Raw genomic sequence first — 19008 nt, forward strand, 5'->3', positions numbered from 1 at the left:
TGATTTAAACCTAGCACATAATTTCAAAAAAAAGGTATGATCGGTAACCTATCTTAATCTTCCATTTATATCGTAAAACACACTCATAATATGAAATTAAATGACGAATTAACTAATGCTATCGCTTCTGTAACAGAAGCTGCGGCTATTGCAGCAATGCCTTGGATTGGAAAACAAAACAAAAACGCAGCAGATGATGCGGCTGTCAGTGCCATGCGTGAGCGTTTGAATAACCTGAATATCAATGGTGAAATTGTCATTGGTGAAGGAGAAATAGATGAAGCACCTATGCTCTATATTGGTGAAAAAGTAGGTAATGGCAAAGGCGATAAAATAGAAATTGCAGTTGACCCCATTGACGGTACTCGCATGGTAGCGACGGGTGAAAATAACTCCCTCGCGATTTTAGCCGCAGGCTTTGAAGGCAGTTTTTTACAAGCTCCCGACATGTATATGGAAAAACTTATTGTTGGTAAGCAAGCGGCCGGTGTAATTGATCTTAACCATTGCCTTGAATATAACCTTGATGCTATTGCACAAACATTAAATAAATCTATTGAGCAGTTAACTCTCGCTATTTTAGATAAACCGCGTCACCACGATATTATTAACGATCTACGCGCGAAAGGTATTAATGTTATTACACTACCTGATGGTGATGTTTTAGCCTCTTTATATGCCACAATGCCTAATAACAGTATTGATGTTATGTATGGTATTGGCGGAGCGCCTGAAGGTGTAATTAGTGCGGCTATTGCTAAGGCATTAGGCGGTGATATGCAAGCACGTTTAATTACTCGCGATATTGCAAAAGGAAATAATGCAGAAAATAGAGAATATGCCGTTTCTGAAATTGCTCGTTGCCATAAAATGGGTACTGATGTAAATATTAAATTATCATTAGACACCTTAGTACGTAACCAAGATGTTATGTTTGCAGCAACAGCGATCACCAAAGGCGATTTCTTATCTGGCGTTAATCAGCAAGCGCAATATTTACAAACTCACTCTTTAGTAATTAATGGCTCAACGCATTCATTACGTTATATTGAGAATTACCATTTACGTTAATGCTTTAATTTGTCTTCTTTTCTTTGAGATATAAAAAAGCGGCACTTTATTAAAGCGCCGCTAAATTTACTTCAAGGGGTATATTTATTGTTATTTATTCACTTGAGATTTAAGCCAACAAATTGGCTGGATTCTCAACACATAATTTTTTGATAATAGATTTATCAATACCACGTTGAGCCAATAATGAAAGAAATACATTAGGAACAAATCCCCAACCATTTCCCCCATTTTTTGCCCACATCTGTTTTAAAAACACATCATGGCTTAATACGATTTGGCTACCATAACCTCTTTCAATTAAAGTTGCGACAGCTTCTACGGTATCCATAACACTTGGTGCCGCACCCTCTTTAGGGAAAGAGATATCCAAACCAATCATATCAAATTCAAGCCAAACACCGCGATCTAACATTTTGCATTGATAATCAATATCTTTACCTGATGGATCAGAGTGTGCCAATGAAATCTTAGCGGGATTACATCCCATTTCTGTTAATAGAATATCTAAAACTTCATCACCACGACGTTGCCAGCCTGGCATATGAATGTTCATCGACGCATAAGGGTTACTGTTTTGTGCAATAGCCGCTGCACGTAAGCTATTTTTCTCACCATCTGTAAAGAATGGAGAAACACCAATTTCACCAATCATGCCTGCACGAATATCAGTGCCATCAATGCCTACATTCAATTCATCATCAATGATTTTTGCCATTGCATCAATATCATCAGCCAGCCGTTTTCCTTCAAACTTTTCAATATAAAGCCCTGAAGAAGCGACAACGTTAATACCGCTTATTTCTGCAACTTGTCTTAGTTTTCGAATATCACGTCCAATTGAAGAAGAGCCTGTTGCATCAACAATGGTTCTTCCACCTAACTCTTTGAAGTTATTTAATTCAAAAATAACATCTTCAATGGGTTTCTTATCCATATTATCGCAACAGCAATATGGATCGTATTTAAGTCCCCACTGAATATCTGCACTCACTTTTTTATCAACTAATACATGCGAGAATTCATAAAAAGGCTCATCAACAACACCTGATAGATCATTAAAGAGGTGTTCATGAGGCAATGTTAACCCCATATCTTCTTTTTTTACGGGACCAGTTACGGTTTGAATATAACCTTTCATTACGATACTCCTACGCTTGTGCTGACTTAGTGGCTTTGAATTCAGGAATTGTAGTTACAATCGCACCCACTAACGCAAATAATGTACCGATGATTGTCACTAAATAAACGGTATTGCCTAATGAAGGTAATAATAAGTCAATTAATACAGAACCTAACAATTGACCCGCTGTTGAAGCAACGCCTAACATCAGTAAACCTAAACCACGTACTAAAATAGCCATTAATGCGATAGACATAAGCCCTAAAGGACCACCTAAATACATCCACCAAGTACCTGGTAATTCAAGAGTGATATGACCTAATGCCATACGAACAATAAGCGCAATCGTTAAAACAGTGAAGCCAACAATAAAGTTCCAAGTGATAGACACCATCATAGAACCTGTTGCTTCTGCAACTTTAGAGTTACCTGCTGGTTGCCAACCGGCTAATAAACCTGCAAGGAAAGGTAAGATTGCTAAATAAATAAATGAGGTTGAGTGCCATTGTGGAGAAACGACAAATAAAGTGGCGACAACCGCTAACACAGCACCTAATACACGATATGACGTGAAATATTTTTTCTCATCAACACCAACACCAAAACGGTCACATAATAAGCCAGATAATAAGAGTGCTGAAATTAATGCTGTTTGGAATGTTGCAATCCCTAATGCGCTCGCAGAAGCCCCTTCAGAGAAAACAACCATTGCACCACAAAGACCCGCAAACCAGTTCCATAATGGAATTTTGCGCGTTTTAATTAAACTTGGAATTGAAGCAAATTGTTGACGATATTGTTTTTTCGACATGATGATAAAAAACATCACTACCAGACCACTGGCAAAAGAGATAACCGCACTGGCGTTACCATCTTTTAAAACATGCCCTAATTGCCCATTCACCGCGGACTGCATTGGTGATAGCATACCTGCTAACACAGTTGCTAACATCAGCAAAGGTGTTGATAAATTTTTTGTACTCATAAGATGTTCCTTTTGGATTATTGGCTATGAGTGATTTCTTTTTTTATTTTTCAAGTAATCGGTTTTTTTATTAGCGCAGAGCGGCAACTCTGCGCTTTTTTACTTTTTATAACAGTTATTCTTAATTCAAATTAACGGGCGATTTGTTTAAGAATGTTGACCCACATATCGGCATAATGAGGCCATGCTAAAAACTCTTTACTCCCCCAGTGAGGAGAACAGTCACTCATAAAGCAGCCTGTTTTTCCTTTTTCAAACTGACCAAATACCAGCAATGGATCTTCGCCAATATTTAATACCGTTTCTGTATTCTCTTTAGCTGAAACTTTGTTATAGCCAAGGAACATAGGCCATTCACCAAAGCCTTTTACTGATGCATGTTCAGCATTTACTGCACTTGCAAATACACCTTCAGGCGCTTCAACACGATCGTCACCATCCAGCATTTCAACAGGCAGAACTTCTGCAAGTAATGTATTTTTGTAGTTTGCTTTAGCTTCAATGCCCATAAATGACAAGTAGCCACCAATCATTAATAAGCCACCGCCATTAACTACAAACTCTTTAATTAACCCTAATGCGTTAGGGATAACTTTCATGTTATAGAAAGTATCGTTTTGCAGAAGGAACGTATTTGCACCAATATCACTAATAACAATGACATCGTATTTAGCCAATGCTTCAGCCGTTTGTGGGAATGCAATCTGAACGGTATGAGCAGGCATATAATCAACTTCAACACCCTTTTCTCTTAAGCAACTTAATAAGAACGTAGAGCCTTCTTCATATTTGCTGGAAGTGAAACTGTCGTAGCCTTTAGAGTGGATCATATGAATGTGCCATGACTCACCAATAAATAAGATTTTCATTTTTATTCCTCTTTCAAAAAAGATTATTTATTCAGGGGATTGGGTGACAATCTGTGAATATGTTGTTTGATTGATGCGATGCATGACATTAATATCTTCAGGCATTTCTGAAGCATTACTCGTCTCAACAGCTAATGATGAAAAAGCTGATGCATAGCGTAACGCATAAGAAAACTGCTTTCCTTTTGCCAATGAGGCAGCGAGCGCACCATTAAAAGCATCACCTGCCCCTGCTGTATTTTTTACAACTGCCGGATATGCCGGCGAGTAAATATACTTATGTCCGTCATAAGCTAACGAACCTTTACTACCCAGCGTAATAACCACTTTATTTACGCCTTGCTGATAAATAGAAACTGCCGCATTTTTTGCAGATCCTAAATCGAGTACTTCTATTCCAGATAATAAACTTGCTTCCGTTTCATTAGGTGTTAAAACATCTATCATTGGAAGTAATTCATTAACTATTTTGTTATAAGGTGCTGGATTAAGAATAATAGGAATATTATTTTCGTTTCCAATAGCAATAATTTCTTTTAATGCTTCAATATTCGTTTCTAATTGAAGTAAAATGATATCTGCATCAATAATTTTATCTTTCTGTATTTTTATTTCATCCGCAGAAATATCCATATTAGAACCCGAGTAAATAGAAATAATATTTTCTCCACTCTCCTCTGATACAAAAATAGATGCAGTTCCTGTTTGGTAATTTTCAGTTTGATATATCGTCGATGTTTTTATTCTTGATGACGATATAAAATTAACTGCATAATCACTAAATTGATCAGTACCTATCTTCGTAATAAAATGTACCTGTGCATCAGCATAACTCGCTGCCAATGCTTGGTTACAACCTTTACCTCCTGGTGAGAAGATAAATTTATTCGATAATAAGGATTCCCCGGCTTCTGGCAATCTAGGAAGATAACTAATCATATCAACATTAAATGAGCCAAGTACGCACACCTTATTTATTGCTGTCTTGTTTGCTAAATCGTTTTTATCAATTTGATCATTACATTCTAGAAATTGTATAATTTCTTTCTTAGCGACTTTATCTAATGTCTCAAATTCAATAAAAGCGCCACCATGGCATCTTTTTATTATTCCCTTTTCTGCGAGTGTATTTAAATCAGATCGTATTGTTTCTTTGGTAACATCAAGTTCTTTAGCCAAAACAGAAACTTTTACTGCACCATTACCTTTGATCAGATTAATTATTTTTTTATGACGTTCTGCTTTCATTTAATGTTACCTCTATGGCAACAACTTTAGTTTATTAGTTGTTATGGGATTGTGATTACAATCATATGTTATTTATTAAAAGCAAAAAAAAGCAGAAATACAAAAATAAAAAACAAAAAGAAACAGAAATAAACAATGACAATCGTAAATTTATTTAATAAATAAATTTAGAATTCATTTCTTTTTTAGAAAGAATTAATCAATGTATAACGTTATCACAACTTATTTACCATAAATAAATTTAATATTATTTTTTATTTTTATACGGTAGATAATATTAGAAAATAAAATATAAAAATAAAATTCACTTTTATAAATAAGGGATTAGAGAAAAACAATTTTATATTTCTGTAAAGCACCCGTAATAATGCTTAAATAAAATACAATCTAATTGAATCGAGCAATGCATTAATTATTTTTATCATCACTGGCTTTTAAAACGCATTTACCATAAAGAAAATCTAATCATTAAATACCAAAGAAAACGATACCCTTTTATCAAAGAACGTAAATTACTTAAGTAATGTAAAAATAATGCTTAAAACACACCCAATTTTCACATTTCATTTTTGTGATAGAGATAACATTTTCTAATCTAGAAATGCCTTTCTAATAAAGAAAATATCGATAATTTGTTTCTCTTGTCAATTTTATGCACTTCATTTACTACAAATTTGCTATCACCCTTTGTCTATTTAGTGCATCAATAGGTCAAACTTTGATTTTGTTTTGTAAATGAGAAAGCTTTCCTATGTTTTTTATTCATATTTTATAAATACTGTTTATATCATTAATCAACTTAGCAATAGGTATTACACCCACAAAAGGGAAACAATTAGACTTTTACACCTATTTTGAGAATAAAACCGATATTTAACACCAATAATTTTTGTCAAATAACCTTTTTATTAGAAACATTCTGACATACTTATTTCCTCGCATTAATCCCATTTTATGCCTAACTTTATTCATAACGTCAGACACAACATAGACGACTGACAAAAAGCACAACATAAAATAAGGATATATTAATGAAAATAAAATCACTTATCGCAATCTCATTATTAAGCGCTAGCTTTTCTCTTTTTGCCGCAGAGAGTTCAACATCAACTGCCAATATTCAAACTCAAGGTGTTATTCAGGCTCAAAAAGAGCTGAATGACTATGAGAAAGTCATGATAGAAAAAGTTTGGATAACAACTGACGCTATCGATGAAAAAGGAAATAAAACTACAGCCGATAATCCACAAGTCAGTAACTATTTTGGACTTGCTGAATATTATCCTAATGGCACCTTTATTATGTTTACACCGGAAGGTAAACAGAAAATGCAAGGTGATTGGTCAATGTCCGATGATGGCAAAATACGTACCTTAGTTGCCAAAGATACTGAAGGTAAAACACTATTTACCCGAGATGTAGAAAATATCACGGTTAAAAATGATGAGTATACCTATCGTATTTATCCAAATGCTGATGATCATAATACCTATTTCGATATTATCCATCACGTTAAAAAATAAATTTAGTACGTTGTTTTACCTGCAAATTAATCCCAATCAATAAACAAAAAAGGGTTACTTATTTTTATAAGTAACCCTCGTTTTATTTTATAATCTACTTATCATTTTGCCGAAATAATCGGGTTATTAAAGTATGGTTTGGGATTGCCCTTCAATCCAATAAATCACTTTATGCGCTTCTTCTGGTGTTGGTACTTCCAATTTACTCAACATGCGTTCCATTACTTTAGTTGGCACAGCTTCGTTTCTTGCATTATTTTGCCGCTGCCATTGCGCATAAGGAACTTCAATATAAACCAACTTAATTTTCGCATTATAACGATAAAACAAAGAGATAAGTTGATCTCGCATTTTTCTTGTAATATTAGTGGCATTCCAAACAAAAGGTTTATGCTCTCGTAAATAAATACGGGCTTGTTCTTTTGCTTGCTGTGCTATCCAACCATTAGCATCTCTATTATCAGGCTTAATATTATGCTGACGACGAAGATCATCTAAACTCACAATCGGAAGATCTGCACAATGTTGGCGAATAAAAGTATCTTTTCCCATACCCGGTAATCCACATAACACCGTAACTTCACTTCCTTTTTCAGGATAAGGCTCATAATTGTAATCCGTACTATTTTCTGTATAAAAATAGTGAAAGCGAGCCTCATCAGAAGGAAATATAGCCCTTCTACGCCAACAATTTAACTCTTCACAATAAAGTGTAAATAACGCAATTTTATCAAAAAGAGCTTGTTTATCTTCACAATCTCGCCCTAAAACATCGGCTTTAGCCAATAATGCCAACAAATAGCAATCTACTCTTAGTGATGCAGCAAGCAGTGCTTTTTTAGGATCAGGTTTATCCATCACCCACAACGGTAACCCATGAAAACGAACTAAAGCCGCAATCTGCTCTCTATCAGCAAAGTTTAAAGGTACTTTTTCATACAGAAAAAGACGCGTTGTTAATTCCCCTTTACGAGCATGACCCGGTGAAACAATACGCCCCCCTTCTTCGCGTGTTGTAGAGCGTTTTTCTACATCATGAAGTAGTGCCGAGATCCATAAAATTTGCTGCTCTCGTTCAGTTAACGCCTGATATTCTGGCAATGATTTAACTGAATTAATTACTCTTTGTGTATGTATCGCCACATCACCTTCTGCATGATGAATAGGATCTTGCATAACACCCGCCATATCACTAATTTCATCAAACGACTCACAAAGATGTTCCCATGACATTTCAGTGTGTAATTTCTTATGAAGCATCATTGAGGCTCCTGTGTTTTTTCCCAAATTAAAGATGCTCGTCGCCAATTTTTTTTCCAATGAACATCTGTTTTAACATGATCTTTTCTAACATATTTAAAAACACGATGTGAAAAATCATCTAAAGAAAATGACTGTGCATCTCGCGTAACAATGCCTTCCATGGGGCTTGGTTTTTGCGTTAAAACATCATGTGATTGAAAGAAACTTGCCTGTTTAGCTTGAGAAACAATCATATTTTCAAAATCAGTTTTATCCTGACATTTAGGCAGTTTAATTTCTGGCACAGTTGGAAGATCAAACAAAGCAGCATAAAACTGCACTTCTTCCCAACTTAACCATTTATCTTTATAACGAACCGCAAACACATAAAAATATTCTTCTAGGTGTGTATATTCAATAGAGTGAATGGCATATAGATTTTCACCGAAAATATCTAATTCACCTAAATCATTTTTCATCAATTGCCAACGTTGACGTAATTGAGATGTCCAGGCTGATTGTGTTGGGGTTGCATGCGAGCGTGCAAAAACACCTATTTTATTTAGGCAGTTATTTTCTCCATCCAGTTTTTCTGTATGGATAAGTTGTTTTATTTGGCAAATATCCTGCCACCATTGCGCATTGATACGATCGTCGTTTGTTGTGCCTGGTGAAAAGGGATAGTGATAGGTTCTATCATATTTTTGTGATTGATTATTCATTATTTAATACTCATTAAGTAACAGAAGTTCTACCAAATTTAAAAAGAAATTCAGTAAGTTAATTTTTCTGTATTGCACTATTCCTTCAGTGCCTTAATGCGTATTACATAATAACAACCTACAATAAAAAGAAGTGAAAAATAAATAGGTGATTATATTAACGTCAAGTTTAGCAGAGTGCTAGATAAATAATCCTGTTTATCACCTATATTACTTTTGACCTATTTTTAAATCAAAAATCGGAGGATGTATGTATAACGATCTTCAGGGACAAGTAGCTGCCGTTACAGGCTCATCTAGAGGAATAGGTGCCGCTGTTGTATCACGATTAATTGCTGAAGGAATGAATGTCGTAATTAACTACCATTCTGATGAAAAAGAAGCACAAAGCCTTGCTGATGATTTAAATAAACTAAATTTAGGAAAAGCGATTATTTTTGGAGGGGATATTAGTGACGAAGAGGTTGCGCATAATTTTATTTATTGTGCTATAAACCACTTTGGCAAGCTCGATCTTCTTATTAATAATGCGGGAATTGAAACACAAACACCTTCTCATGCTGTTAATTTAGCTGATTGGCGTAAAATTATTGATGTAAATTTAACTAGCTACTTTCTTACTGCTCGCTCTGCGCTAAAATATTTTGTAGAAAATAACATTCAAGGCAATATCATTAATATGTCTTCTGTACATGAGATTATCCCTTGGCCAACTTTTGCAAGTTATGCAGCAAGTAAAGGTGGCATAAGAATGTTAACTCAATCTCTTGCTCTTGAATATGCAAGCCTCGGGATTAGAATTAATTCCATAGGTCCTGGAGCAATAAATACGCCTATTAATAAAGAGAAAATGGAAGATGATACGCTACGGGAAGAACTAGAAGATATGATCCCCATGAAATATGCAGCTGAGCCAGAAGTCGTTGCCAATGTCGCGGCTTGGTTAGCCTCTGAACAATCAACCTATATTACAGGGCAGACTATTTTTATTGACGGTGGAATGACGCTTCACACCTCTTTTCAAGGTGGTAAAGGTTAACATTAATTAGCAATAAAATGCCCACTTTTTACAATAGCTAAAAAGTGGGCTATTGACTTTATTTGTTAATTTTAAATAAAAAATATCAATTAAAAGTCATTGATAACAATATTACAACATTGAACCATGTTGAAAAACAATTCTATTTGTTTTCACTCTATACCTTATCGTATAATTGCTTATTTTTTAGTTCCTTTACTTATAACACATTACTAATAAATACAAACAAACACTAGATAAATTGTGATCACATACACTTTTTTGCATCATTAATGCTATTTAAGACAAATAGAAACTGCTTTTTTATCAACAAATAGGTAATCTAGCGGTCTGATTTTGATGACCAAACATGAATAGTTAAAAGGATATTTTATGTTTACTTCACAGCTCATGCTGGTCGGTTATGTGTTGTTGGTAAGTCCTTGTGGAAATGATTCTTGTGATGCAGTTCCTGTTACAGAAACAATTTATACTAAAGATGAATGCACAACACGACTTAACTACTTAAAACAAAAAAGACCTGACCTTATTATTTTCTGTGGAGAAGTCTTGAGAGATCCTGAAGTTACTGATGAAAACCCTTACCTCACCCCACCAGACAGTGCAGATGACGTTTTCAAAATTAAGTAATTAATCTATTCATACTTTTATAATTAAGATAAAATACAATTTAATTTGTTTTCTTTTTACGATATACTCTTTTTACTTGAATATGTAAGGACACGTATTAGGAGTCACTAATGTCTATTGCGAAACGCACCAAAGATAAACGCATTGCGTTAGGTTTAACACAATCAGAACTTGCGACTTTAGCAAGTACAACACAGCAATCCATAGAACAGCTAGAAAGTGGTAAAACTAAACGTCCCCGTTTTTTACCTGAATTAGCAAAAGCATTAAATTGTGATTTAGCTTGGCTACTTGAAGGTGAGGAACAACTCAATGCGACTTCTGAAATTCCACCAGAGAATGAATGGCAACCTGTAAGTGAATGGGATAGTAATACGCCTTTAGGTGCCGATGAAGTAGAAATTCCCTATTTTAAAAGTATCGAACTCGCAGCGGGTGACGGTTGTTGTACTAATGAAGATCATAATGGATATAAATTGAGATTTTCAAAAAGCACATTACGCCGTTATGGCGCATCTTCTCAAAACGTTATTTGCTTTTCTGTTTATGGCGACAGTATGTCACCTGTTATTCCCAATGGTTCAACCGTCACTGTCGATACAGGCAACACACGTATTGTTGATGGTGGCATTTATGCTATCGAACAAGATGCCTTGTTTAGAATAAAACTGCTCTATCGCCAACCGGGCGGTAAATTGATCATACGTAGCTATAATAAAGACGAATTTCCTGATGAATCAGCGGAAACTGATTCTGTAAAAATTATGGGGCGTATTATCCATTGGTCAGTCATGGCTTGGTAATCAATAAGCAAAGCAATAATTTCATAGTATAGAATTTTCAGTAACAACTTGTCCTTTAGACAATAAAACCGTTTTATCGGCTAGCGCTCTGATTTCACGAGGTTCATGAGTAACCATGATCATCGTTATTTCCTTAGATTTTAAGGAATCAATTAAATCCCAAAGCTGATAACGTGTTTCCCAATCCAAACTCGAAAAAGGTTCATCCAGTAGTAAAAGTTTGGGTTGGCTAATAAGTGCTCTTGCCAATGCAACGCGTTGTTGTTCCCCTCCTGAAATTTGATGAGGATAACGTGTAGCGAGATGTGCAATTCCCATTTGCTCTAATATCGCCTTTTCTCTCTCCTTGCTTCGTTTCTGTTTTGCACCATATTGTGCTAGCCATAAATTTTGAGTCACCGTCATAAACGGGAATAAATAAAGCCGTTGATTTAAATATCGACAAGAACGTAACCATACCGGCTGTTCATTTATATTTTTATCTGCAAGGTAGATATCACCAGAGTATGAAGTATATCCAGCAATCGCATTTAAAAGCGTTGTTTTGCCACTACCAGATGTACCACTTATTCCTAAACATGTTCCTTTTTCTACCTTCAACGAAATATCTTTTAATATACCCGTTGTTAATGAACGAATTTCTAGCATGATCTTTTCCTTTCTCGCTGTAAACGATGTAACGCAAATAATAAAGTAATCGCGATAGCGATAAGAACAAGCGCACAACCTATTGCCAGAGTGAAGTCTCCGCTGGCGATATTTAAATAAATTGCCATAGGCAACGTTTCTGTTTTTAACCTTGTTGCACCCGCTAACATTAACGTTGCGCCAAATTCACCTAAGGCTCTAGAAAATGCAATGATGCTTCCACTCATTAAAGCTGACCAACACAGTGGTATTTCAATCAAGAAAAATGTTTTTGTTGGCGTTAATCCTAAATTTTGTGCCGTTTGAATATAAGCGGGATCGACAGACTTAAAAGCAGAGAGGCTATTTCTCATAATAATCGCACTTGCGACATAAGTTTGAGCAATAATAATGCCCAACGGTGAAAAAAGAGAGCGAGATAATTCAGGAAAAACACCTGTTAAAGGACCCTGATTTCCTAACAATAATAATAATCCGATACCGATAACTAATGGGGGAGTGACTAAAGGCAAATCTAATAACGCATCAATAAAACGATGCCCTTTAAAAGGAATTCTTGCCATTGCCCATGCGGCAGGTACACCTAGGATAATTGCTAGACATAAAGAAGTTAACGCTGTACTCAGTGACATACCAATAGCAAAATGAAATTCAGGATCGGTAATAACTTGCCTCAATTCAACATAAGAAAGTTGGCATATCAGTGCAATTAGCGATCCTAAGATCAGAAATAACAATAAAAAAAGTGGAATTAATGCCCATCGAAACACGTTATTTCCTTTTTTAGATAGATATTTATTTTGCTGTAATAATGAAAAAAGCCACCAGTGAGTTGGTGGCGAAAAAACACAATTTATGTGAGAAAAAAATCTATGGTTTCGAAATTACAGGAAGAAAACCATAATCAGTAAAAGCTTTTATTCCTTCAGCACGAGTAAAATAATCAGCAAGCAATTGTGCTTCTTTCGGATTTGCTGACGTTTTTAAAACAGCAAGTGTTGCCACTTCTTCTGGGCTGCCTTCAGGAACTGGAAGTAAAACGAGTTTATCTTGATTTTTCATTGCATCTGCATATCCAATAATGGCGGCATCCACTTCCCCATTAAGTAAATACATAAGCAATTGTTTAATGGTTGCTGTACGTACAACAACTTTATCACGTAATTTATCGCCTTGACCTGATGCATCAATAAGCTGCTCGCCACTTTTTCCTAATGCGATAGCTTTAGCATCACCCATACCTAGTTTTAATGAACTATTCGCAAGATCTTCTAGTGTTTTAATATCACCCACTTTATCTTTACGCACAGCAATAACTGGAATATGGCGAACAATAGAATATTGATTAACGACTTGCCCTTCTTTATCTAACTTTTCCACATAATCTTGTGAGCCAGGAAAAAATAAATCTCCCTGCTTAGTTAAATTAAAGCGTGTTAAAATTTGACCTGAACCGCCATATTCAATAGTAACTTTATTTCCTGTCTCTTTTTCAAAGACACTCACAACTTGCTCAACCGGTTGTTTTAATCCAGCACCTGCATAAAGATGAAGCTCGGCTGCAAATGTATTATGACAAATTAATCCTAATGCAAGCCCTAAGCCAGCAAGAAATTGGCGTTTCATAAAAATGGTGATCCTAACTATCGTTATATAATTTTTTATATAATGAATGATATAAGTGTTTAAGGCAAGAGGCTCATATAAAAAAAGATAAAAATGTTAACAACTTATCATTTTTATCTTTTTCTTTATATGTAAGCTTTACAAAATAGACTGATCAAAACAAATGCTTCAACTACTTTATTTTTATCAGAAATAAGGAAATCTTAAATAGTGGTTTGCCAACAAACCCTCGCTTTCACGAGGATATTATCACTCATTGTCTAGTTCTAATAATGCCAGCGCTGTCACTTCATCAATCACAATATCGGTGGCGTAACCTCCTTTTATCGCCCCTATTGTTGCCTGAATATTTTCCACACCACCAGCAATAAAAAGTCGCTGTGTTATTTGTCTTAATTGAGCAAGGCTGATTCCCATTACCCTAAGGTCAATATCAGAAACCAAAGGATTACCTTGCGCATCATAAAAACGTCCACAAATTACACCAACAGCACCCAAATCACGATATTGGGCCATCTCACTGCTCGTTAAAACCCCTGTTGCTACCAAAGGATTATCATCAAATGTATTACCCACAACAAAAAGGGCTTTATTACACTGATTTAGCGCCGAAAAATTACGCCTAATAATAGGCTCCGCTTGAAGTTCCATTGCTAAACGCGCACTAGAAACCACCGCAGGCACATGCAAATTAATACTACACCCAGACAACTTGTTTGCGATTAACGCGGCCGCTTCTGTTGTTTTAAAATCAGGCTGTGGCGCTACTGCACCTATCATTTGTAGTACTGTGATATTTTTTAATGACTTGGGTGGAAGATAATGACCTAATTTATAAATTGTTCGTCCCCAAGCGACACCTAAAATATCATCATCATTAATTATCTGAGAAAGATACATCGCTCCTGCTTTCGCTAATCTTTCTCTATTCATATTTAAAGTGTGTTGCGATTTATTCTTTTCTTCATCAGGTAAAATAAGCACATTATTAAGATCGAACTTTGCTTTTATTCTGATGGCATAATCAATCGTAGAAAATACTGATGAATCCAAGTTAATATTTACGAATCCTTTTTCTCTAGCTAGATGCAAATATTTCACGACTGTAACACGAGAAACACCCATAATATTTGCGACTTCACTTTGACTGAGTCCGTCCTGATAGTAAAGCCACGCAGCATAGAGAACGGGATCATTATCAAATAAACTCGCGTTTTTTAGCGAATTATTATCCATTTTAAACCCCACAAATTTTTATAAATCTTATGACTAATTAGTTTATTTTATATTAGAGATATTATTGAAGATAAAAATGCTCTTAGCAAAATTAAGTCTTATAACACAAACAGATACATTTCATTAATCTACTAATAATATCGGCACCCTGGATATTTTCTTTACTACAAGAACCTTATAATACGTAAAAAGCCCTTAATGATGCCGTAAACATTTCATATCGAGAAAGTTTTTTTTGAAAATACTGTTTTATTTCGCTAAAAATAAAAATATTAGCTTTAAGTTTTAAATAGTTTTATTTTGATAAAATTAAAATCACCCAAATCTTATTGTTGCTATGAAAGATCAAATTAATTTTAAAAGGAAAAACAATGATAATCGCATACTCAACAGCACCAAATGAAACAATCGCTAATGAAATTGCTCACTACCTTATCAATGCAAAGCTTGCTGCTTGTGTAAGTTTAATACCTCACGTAAAATCTATTTATCATTGGAATAATGAAATTATTGAAGATAATGAAATACTTATGATGATAAAATCCGAAAAAAGCAAACAACAAAACTTAATTGATACTCTTGTCGAAATACATCCTTATGATACTCCTGAAGTGATTATAATACCGATTGAAAATGGTTTTAAAGGTTATCTTAATTGGCTCCATACCTCTTTGAATTAAAATACCGTTAAATTTTCAGTGAGATCTCTTTTCTGATATTTTTTTCAAAAAATGATAATTAGTTGTGAATTAAAGCATCTTATATCATCTCAATTATGAGACAAATAACCTGTTGTTAATATCAAACTAAATTGCTTTTTTTTGAACATGATAAGCATTTAAAATACTCTTTATAAGTGTCTGTATTTTAATTTCAACTAACGATAATCTAGGTGGTTAATTATATTTCTAATATAAAAATATTTATTTTGTTAGTCTTAGTGTTTTTTTAAAAAATAGGAAAAAATAGGTAGAATAGCCTTTAATGCTAAATTAATAAGGTTACTAGCATCTTATTCTTTTTATTTTCTGTTATAATCAACAGACTTTCTCTAAATTACATGCAAAAAGGAGTAAGTTGTGAAAACAAACAGAGTCGCAAGACGTATTTTAGGTTTACCTTATAATTTAAGTCGGTCTAAAAAGAAAGTGCGTTTTTCCATTATTGCCTCTACAAACGCTGAAAATGTACCTGCTAAGTTAAAAAACACAGCTAAAGTCTGTTTAAAACAGGATTTCAGAAAGAACGCAGAGCACAAACGTATATATATGAAGTTAACAGATGCTTATCCAGAGTATCTTGCAACTAATTAATATTTTTATACGCCAACGCTATTTAATAAATATTTTCGTATTTAGTTTGTATACTTAAAATATAAAAAATAGCATATCCCTTACATCATGTAAGGGATATTAGTTTTCTAGGCTAGTTTATTTTTGCTATTTATAGAGTTCTTTTCTTATATTTATAAGCGTAACTTCTGCCATTGAAGGCTCCACTTTATCCGGCAATGGGCTTAATTGAAATGCGCTCTTAATAGTCTTAATAAGAATTTCACTGCGTTCTAATAATTCATCATAACTAAACTGACCAGCCTTAATTGCTAATAATTCATCTCTATTATCACACCAAACCTTCACTTTACCTTCTTGTGCGATCCCTAATGCAATATAGAGTAATCTAAAGGTATGCATCATATTCTTACTATCGTAACTTCTGCCATGATCAATGTTTTGTTGGTAACGAACATCATTACGTTGTTCAACCCACTGCCAATATTCATGATATTGCTTGCGGTATGCACTATAGCCTTCTTTATTAAAGCTAAGATAACCTTCTAGTTTTGCTGTTTTAGAAATACTACTTAGCAATACATCATTTGCATTTTCTTTTTTTATTATTCCTTGATAAGGCTCTTTATCATCATAATAAATTGCATAAATATCTTGAGCATGAGTAAGTTTTGTTAACCCAATATACTCTTGCTTCCAATGTCGATTTTCTAACCAATTATTGATTAATATTGTTTTTCCATCTTCAATGACATAACAAAAATCAAGAATAGTTTTTAATTTTTTTTCGACTGGATTTACTATTTTTTTATTTAATCCCTGAGCTTTCTTAATCTGCCCTTGTGCATAGTGGACAAATGTTTGAACACAAGTTTTAGACAAAAACCATTCTGGTTTTATCAATGACATTAAAGGGTGTCGATAAATAACCATCTGTTTGGGGGAATTAAGTAATTCTAAAATATTAGGATTAGATGCACACAATAGCTCTATAAATCTTCCAAGCTCATAATAGACAATATCATTGGTTTCATTACTTACTTGTGGTGTATATTCCAATCCATAAAAAAGATCTTTAGGAAGATAAAAGACACCTTTAATATCTGTATCTGATGTTTCCGTTGCAAGATTATGCGAACGACTTCCAGCGATACTTTCAAATAAAAGGTAAGGTTTTATATCTTCAATCGTCAGTTTCATCTAATTTTTTCCTAAACCAATTATTTAAAATATCATTATCTGGCACTGCTCTTTTGGGTAATTGAACATTTGTCTCTTGCCATAAAAAAATCATTAAATGTTGCATCGCATCTGTTGGAACCCAAGTAAAATGTTCATTTTTATCTGATTTAAATTCTACTAATTTTTTGATGTCTTTTTGTTCTTCAACAGTTAAAATTTTTATCAGCTTATCCAATTGCATAGGCGGAATATCTCCCGTTTTCACTGTCCAATAAGCGGATAAAAGAGAACGCAGCATATAGAACCATTTTTTTAATTTTATTGGCTCTGCACTAATCTCATTTTTAGCGTTATTATCAGAAGAATATCCACTCACAACTTTAGCAATTCCTCTGTAATGATGAACAATTACTTTTGGTTGATAATAGAGTTTTGCAAGCTCCAATAACTCTTTTTGAACATTAGGATATTGTTGATAAATTATTGGCGATTGGAGCCATTCTAATAATATACAATTCGATTTACGTAATAAGTGTAATGCTTTGGTAAGATCCCAAGCGCCTACATCAAACCAACTATTTTCTATCCATTCGAAGGTATCTTTAGGTTTATCAATAGAAAGATAAGCATTACGAGGCCGTATAAAAATACCTCGAACATCATAATCACTATCTGTTGAGGCAAATCCCCAAGCTCGACTACCACTTTCTGCAACATAAAGTAATTTAACTTGATGCTCTTGCTCTATTTGCGGTAATTTTTTTAATATCTCATTATGCATGATATCCTTATCTCCTATTTTATTAATTTACAACATCATGTAGATGCTGTTATTTATAATTCGAGTATTAAACAATAATAACGAAGTTAAAAAAAAGTGATCAATTCAATGTAATTAATAATGGATTTTTCTATGAATAACAATAAATTTAAAAGCATTGCTGAAATTAGAAAAGATAACCTGATTTATATTATTGAACGCTACTACAACGGCAAACAAAAATTACTTGCTGATGCGTTAGGTGTAGCCCCAAGTATGATCTCCCGTTACCTATCACTAAAAAACCTAAAAAGTCATCGCGAACTTACCACTCACATGTCACGAAAAATTGAGTATGTGACTAGAATTAGTAAATATTGGATGGATATAGACCATTTGAAAGAGGGTCATGCGAAGTCAGAAAAAGAAGAATACATTCTGACCGAGATTGGACAAATACTTTCAGATAACATCACAACATTTATGTTAAACGATGGAATAAAATCAAGAGTTAAACTCTCTGTTGATTCGGGTCTTGCACAATCAACGGTTAACCGCATTATTAATTGTGAAGCCAGTGCCACCACTGAAAACATTGATGCTATTGCTAAGGCAATGAGACGTCAGGCTTACGAATTATTAATCCCTAAGAATGATAAAGGCGCTATTTATTACGATAGAAAAGCCTATTCTAAATTACCTTTAAGTGAACAAATATCAATTCAAAACTTTATTGAATTTATTATTTATAAAAATAATCCTACAACTAGTGAATAGATATATACAAAAAAGCCACCAGTAACTTACTGATGGCTCTTGTTTTTTTAACCTTTATCAACTATTGCTGATAAACGGTATTTTATTCCCACTCGATGATCAATACCGTCTTAAAACACTATAAAATCAATATGATATTATTATTTTTACATGTCGGTACCACACAAAATACCATGGTAAGAAAACCTGGAAGCTGTACTGGTCGTATTACCCGACGCAAAACGCTTTTAGA

At 34.1% G+C, this 19008-nt stretch carries 20 protein-coding genes; 8 read left to right on the plus strand and 12 right to left on the minus strand.

Annotated elements, in window-relative coordinates; translation table 11 throughout:
* The first annotated feature begins 90 nt into the window (after positions 1–90).
* Positions 91–1071, plus strand: coding sequence for a class II fructose-bisphosphatase (glpX, locus tag BTA34_RS09165; RefSeq protein WP_100160316.1), 981 nt, complete (start codon positions 91–93; stop codon positions 1069–1071).
* 109 nt (positions 1072–1180) lie between these two features.
* On the opposite strand, the gene BTA34_RS09170 is transcribed toward glpX, so the two are convergent.
* The 4 genes from BTA34_RS09170 to BTA34_RS09185 form a co-directional block, all read right to left on the minus strand.
* On the minus strand, positions 1181–2212 hold the full coding sequence (locus BTA34_RS09170) for a methylphosphonate esterase (RefSeq protein WP_151435375.1): 1032 nt from the start codon (positions 2210–2212) through the stop codon (positions 1181–1183).
* Positions 2213–2222: 10 nt separating this feature from the next.
* Positions 2223–3179 (minus strand): DMT family transporter, encoded by a 957-nt coding sequence (locus BTA34_RS09175; protein ID WP_151435376.1) that lies wholly within the window; start codon positions 3177–3179, stop codon positions 2223–2225.
* Positions 3180–3310: 131 nt separating this feature from the next.
* Positions 3311–4048 carry a glutamine amidotransferase gene (locus tag BTA34_RS09180; RefSeq protein WP_151435377.1) on the minus strand — a complete coding sequence of 246 codons (738 nt, stop codon included), beginning with the start codon at positions 4046–4048 and terminating at the stop codon, positions 3311–3313.
* 27 nt (positions 4049–4075) lie between these two features.
* Positions 4076–5296 (minus strand): PfkB family carbohydrate kinase, encoded by a 1221-nt coding sequence (locus tag BTA34_RS09185; RefSeq protein WP_151435378.1) that lies wholly within the window; start codon positions 5294–5296, stop codon positions 4076–4078.
* 1031 nt (positions 5297–6327) lie between these two features.
* On the opposite strand from BTA34_RS09185, the gene BTA34_RS09190 reads away from it, so the two are divergent.
* Entirely contained in the window at positions 6328–6819 is a 492-nt protein-coding gene (locus BTA34_RS09190; RefSeq protein ID WP_151435379.1) for a DUF4822 domain-containing protein, read from the plus strand.
* A 126-nt stretch (positions 6820–6945) separates the two neighbouring features.
* On the opposite strand, the gene BTA34_RS09195 is transcribed toward BTA34_RS09190, so the two are convergent.
* Together BTA34_RS09195 and BTA34_RS09200 are read right to left on the minus strand one after the other, a co-directional pair.
* Positions 6946–8082, minus strand: a complete 1137-nt coding sequence (locus tag BTA34_RS09195) for an AAA family ATPase (RefSeq protein WP_151435380.1) — start codon at positions 8080–8082, stop codon at positions 6946–6948.
* Positions 8079–8783 carry an RNA ligase family protein gene (locus tag BTA34_RS09200; RefSeq protein WP_151435381.1) on the minus strand — a complete coding sequence of 235 codons (705 nt, stop codon included), beginning with the start codon at positions 8781–8783 and terminating at the stop codon, positions 8079–8081. The genes BTA34_RS09195 and BTA34_RS09200 overlap by 4 nt, the downstream gene beginning before the upstream one ends.
* A 250-nt stretch (positions 8784–9033) precedes the next feature.
* On the opposite strand from BTA34_RS09200, the gene BTA34_RS09205 reads away from it, so the two are divergent.
* From BTA34_RS09205 to BTA34_RS09215, 3 genes are all read left to right on the plus strand, one after another.
* Positions 9034–9822, plus strand: coding sequence for a glucose 1-dehydrogenase (locus BTA34_RS09205; RefSeq protein WP_151435382.1), 789 nt, complete (start codon positions 9034–9036; stop codon positions 9820–9822).
* A 372-nt stretch (positions 9823–10194) separates the two neighbouring features.
* On the plus strand, positions 10195–10452 hold the full coding sequence (locus tag BTA34_RS09210; RefSeq protein WP_006532995.1) for a hypothetical protein: 258 nt from the start codon (positions 10195–10197) through the stop codon (positions 10450–10452).
* Positions 10453–10562: 110 nt separating this feature from the next.
* Positions 10563–11255 (plus strand): XRE family transcriptional regulator, encoded by a 693-nt coding sequence (locus tag BTA34_RS09215; protein WP_151435383.1) that lies wholly within the window; start codon positions 10563–10565, stop codon positions 11253–11255.
* A 21-nt stretch (positions 11256–11276) separates the two neighbouring features.
* Here BTA34_RS09215 and BTA34_RS09220 read toward each other — a convergent pair whose 3' ends face one another.
* From BTA34_RS09220 to BTA34_RS09235, 4 genes are all read right to left on the minus strand, one after another.
* Positions 11277–11903 carry an ABC transporter ATP-binding protein gene (locus BTA34_RS09220; protein ID WP_151435384.1) on the minus strand — a complete coding sequence of 209 codons (627 nt, stop codon included), beginning with the start codon at positions 11901–11903 and terminating at the stop codon, positions 11277–11279.
* The gene (locus BTA34_RS09225; RefSeq protein WP_151435385.1) at positions 11897–12673 is read right to left on the minus strand and encodes an ABC transporter permease; all 777 of its coding nucleotides are present in this window, start codon (positions 12671–12673) and stop codon (positions 11897–11899) included. Before BTA34_RS09225 ends, BTA34_RS09220 begins: the two co-directional genes overlap by 7 nt.
* Before the next feature lie 100 nt (positions 12674–12773).
* Positions 12774–13529, minus strand: a complete 756-nt coding sequence (modA, locus tag BTA34_RS09230; RefSeq protein WP_151435386.1) for a molybdate ABC transporter substrate-binding protein — start codon at positions 13527–13529, stop codon at positions 12774–12776.
* Positions 13530–13778: 249 nt separating this feature from the next.
* Positions 13779–14765, minus strand: coding sequence for a sugar-binding transcriptional regulator (locus BTA34_RS09235; protein ID WP_151435387.1), 987 nt, complete (start codon positions 14763–14765; stop codon positions 13779–13781).
* Between the two features lie 371 nt (positions 14766–15136).
* Between BTA34_RS09235 and cutA the strand changes: the two genes are divergently transcribed.
* On the plus strand, positions 15137–15445 hold the full coding sequence (gene cutA, locus BTA34_RS09240) for a divalent-cation tolerance protein CutA (protein ID WP_151435388.1): 309 nt from the start codon (positions 15137–15139) through the stop codon (positions 15443–15445).
* A 399-nt stretch (positions 15446–15844) separates the two neighbouring features.
* Complete coding sequence (gene sra / locus BTA34_RS09245) at positions 15845–16078, plus strand: stationary-phase-induced ribosome-associated protein (RefSeq protein ID WP_151435389.1); 234 nt, start codon at positions 15845–15847, stop codon at positions 16076–16078.
* Positions 16079–16204: 126 nt separating this feature from the next.
* Here the strand turns inward: sra and BTA34_RS09250 are convergent, their stop codons facing one another.
* On the minus strand, positions 16205–17257 hold the full coding sequence (locus tag BTA34_RS09250) for a DNA polymerase beta superfamily protein (RefSeq protein WP_151435390.1): 1053 nt from the start codon (positions 17255–17257) through the stop codon (positions 16205–16207).
* Positions 17241–18020, minus strand: a complete 780-nt coding sequence (locus tag BTA34_RS09255; RefSeq protein ID WP_151435391.1) for a DNA polymerase beta superfamily protein — start codon at positions 18018–18020, stop codon at positions 17241–17243. Before BTA34_RS09255 ends, BTA34_RS09250 begins: the two co-directional genes overlap by 17 nt.
* 132 nt (positions 18021–18152) lie before the next feature.
* Here BTA34_RS09255 and BTA34_RS09260 point away from each other — a divergent pair, with 132 nt between their 5' ends.
* Positions 18153–18776: an XRE family transcriptional regulator gene (locus BTA34_RS09260; protein WP_151435392.1), complete on the plus strand. Its 624-nt coding sequence runs from the start codon at positions 18153–18155 to the stop codon at positions 18774–18776.
* The last annotated feature ends 232 nt before the right edge of the window (positions 18777–19008 follow it).

Source organism: Proteus sp. CD3 (assembly GCF_008808075.1).
In the GTDB taxonomy this organism is placed as follows: Bacteria; Pseudomonadota; Gammaproteobacteria; order Enterobacterales; family Enterobacteriaceae; genus Proteus; species Proteus appendicitidis.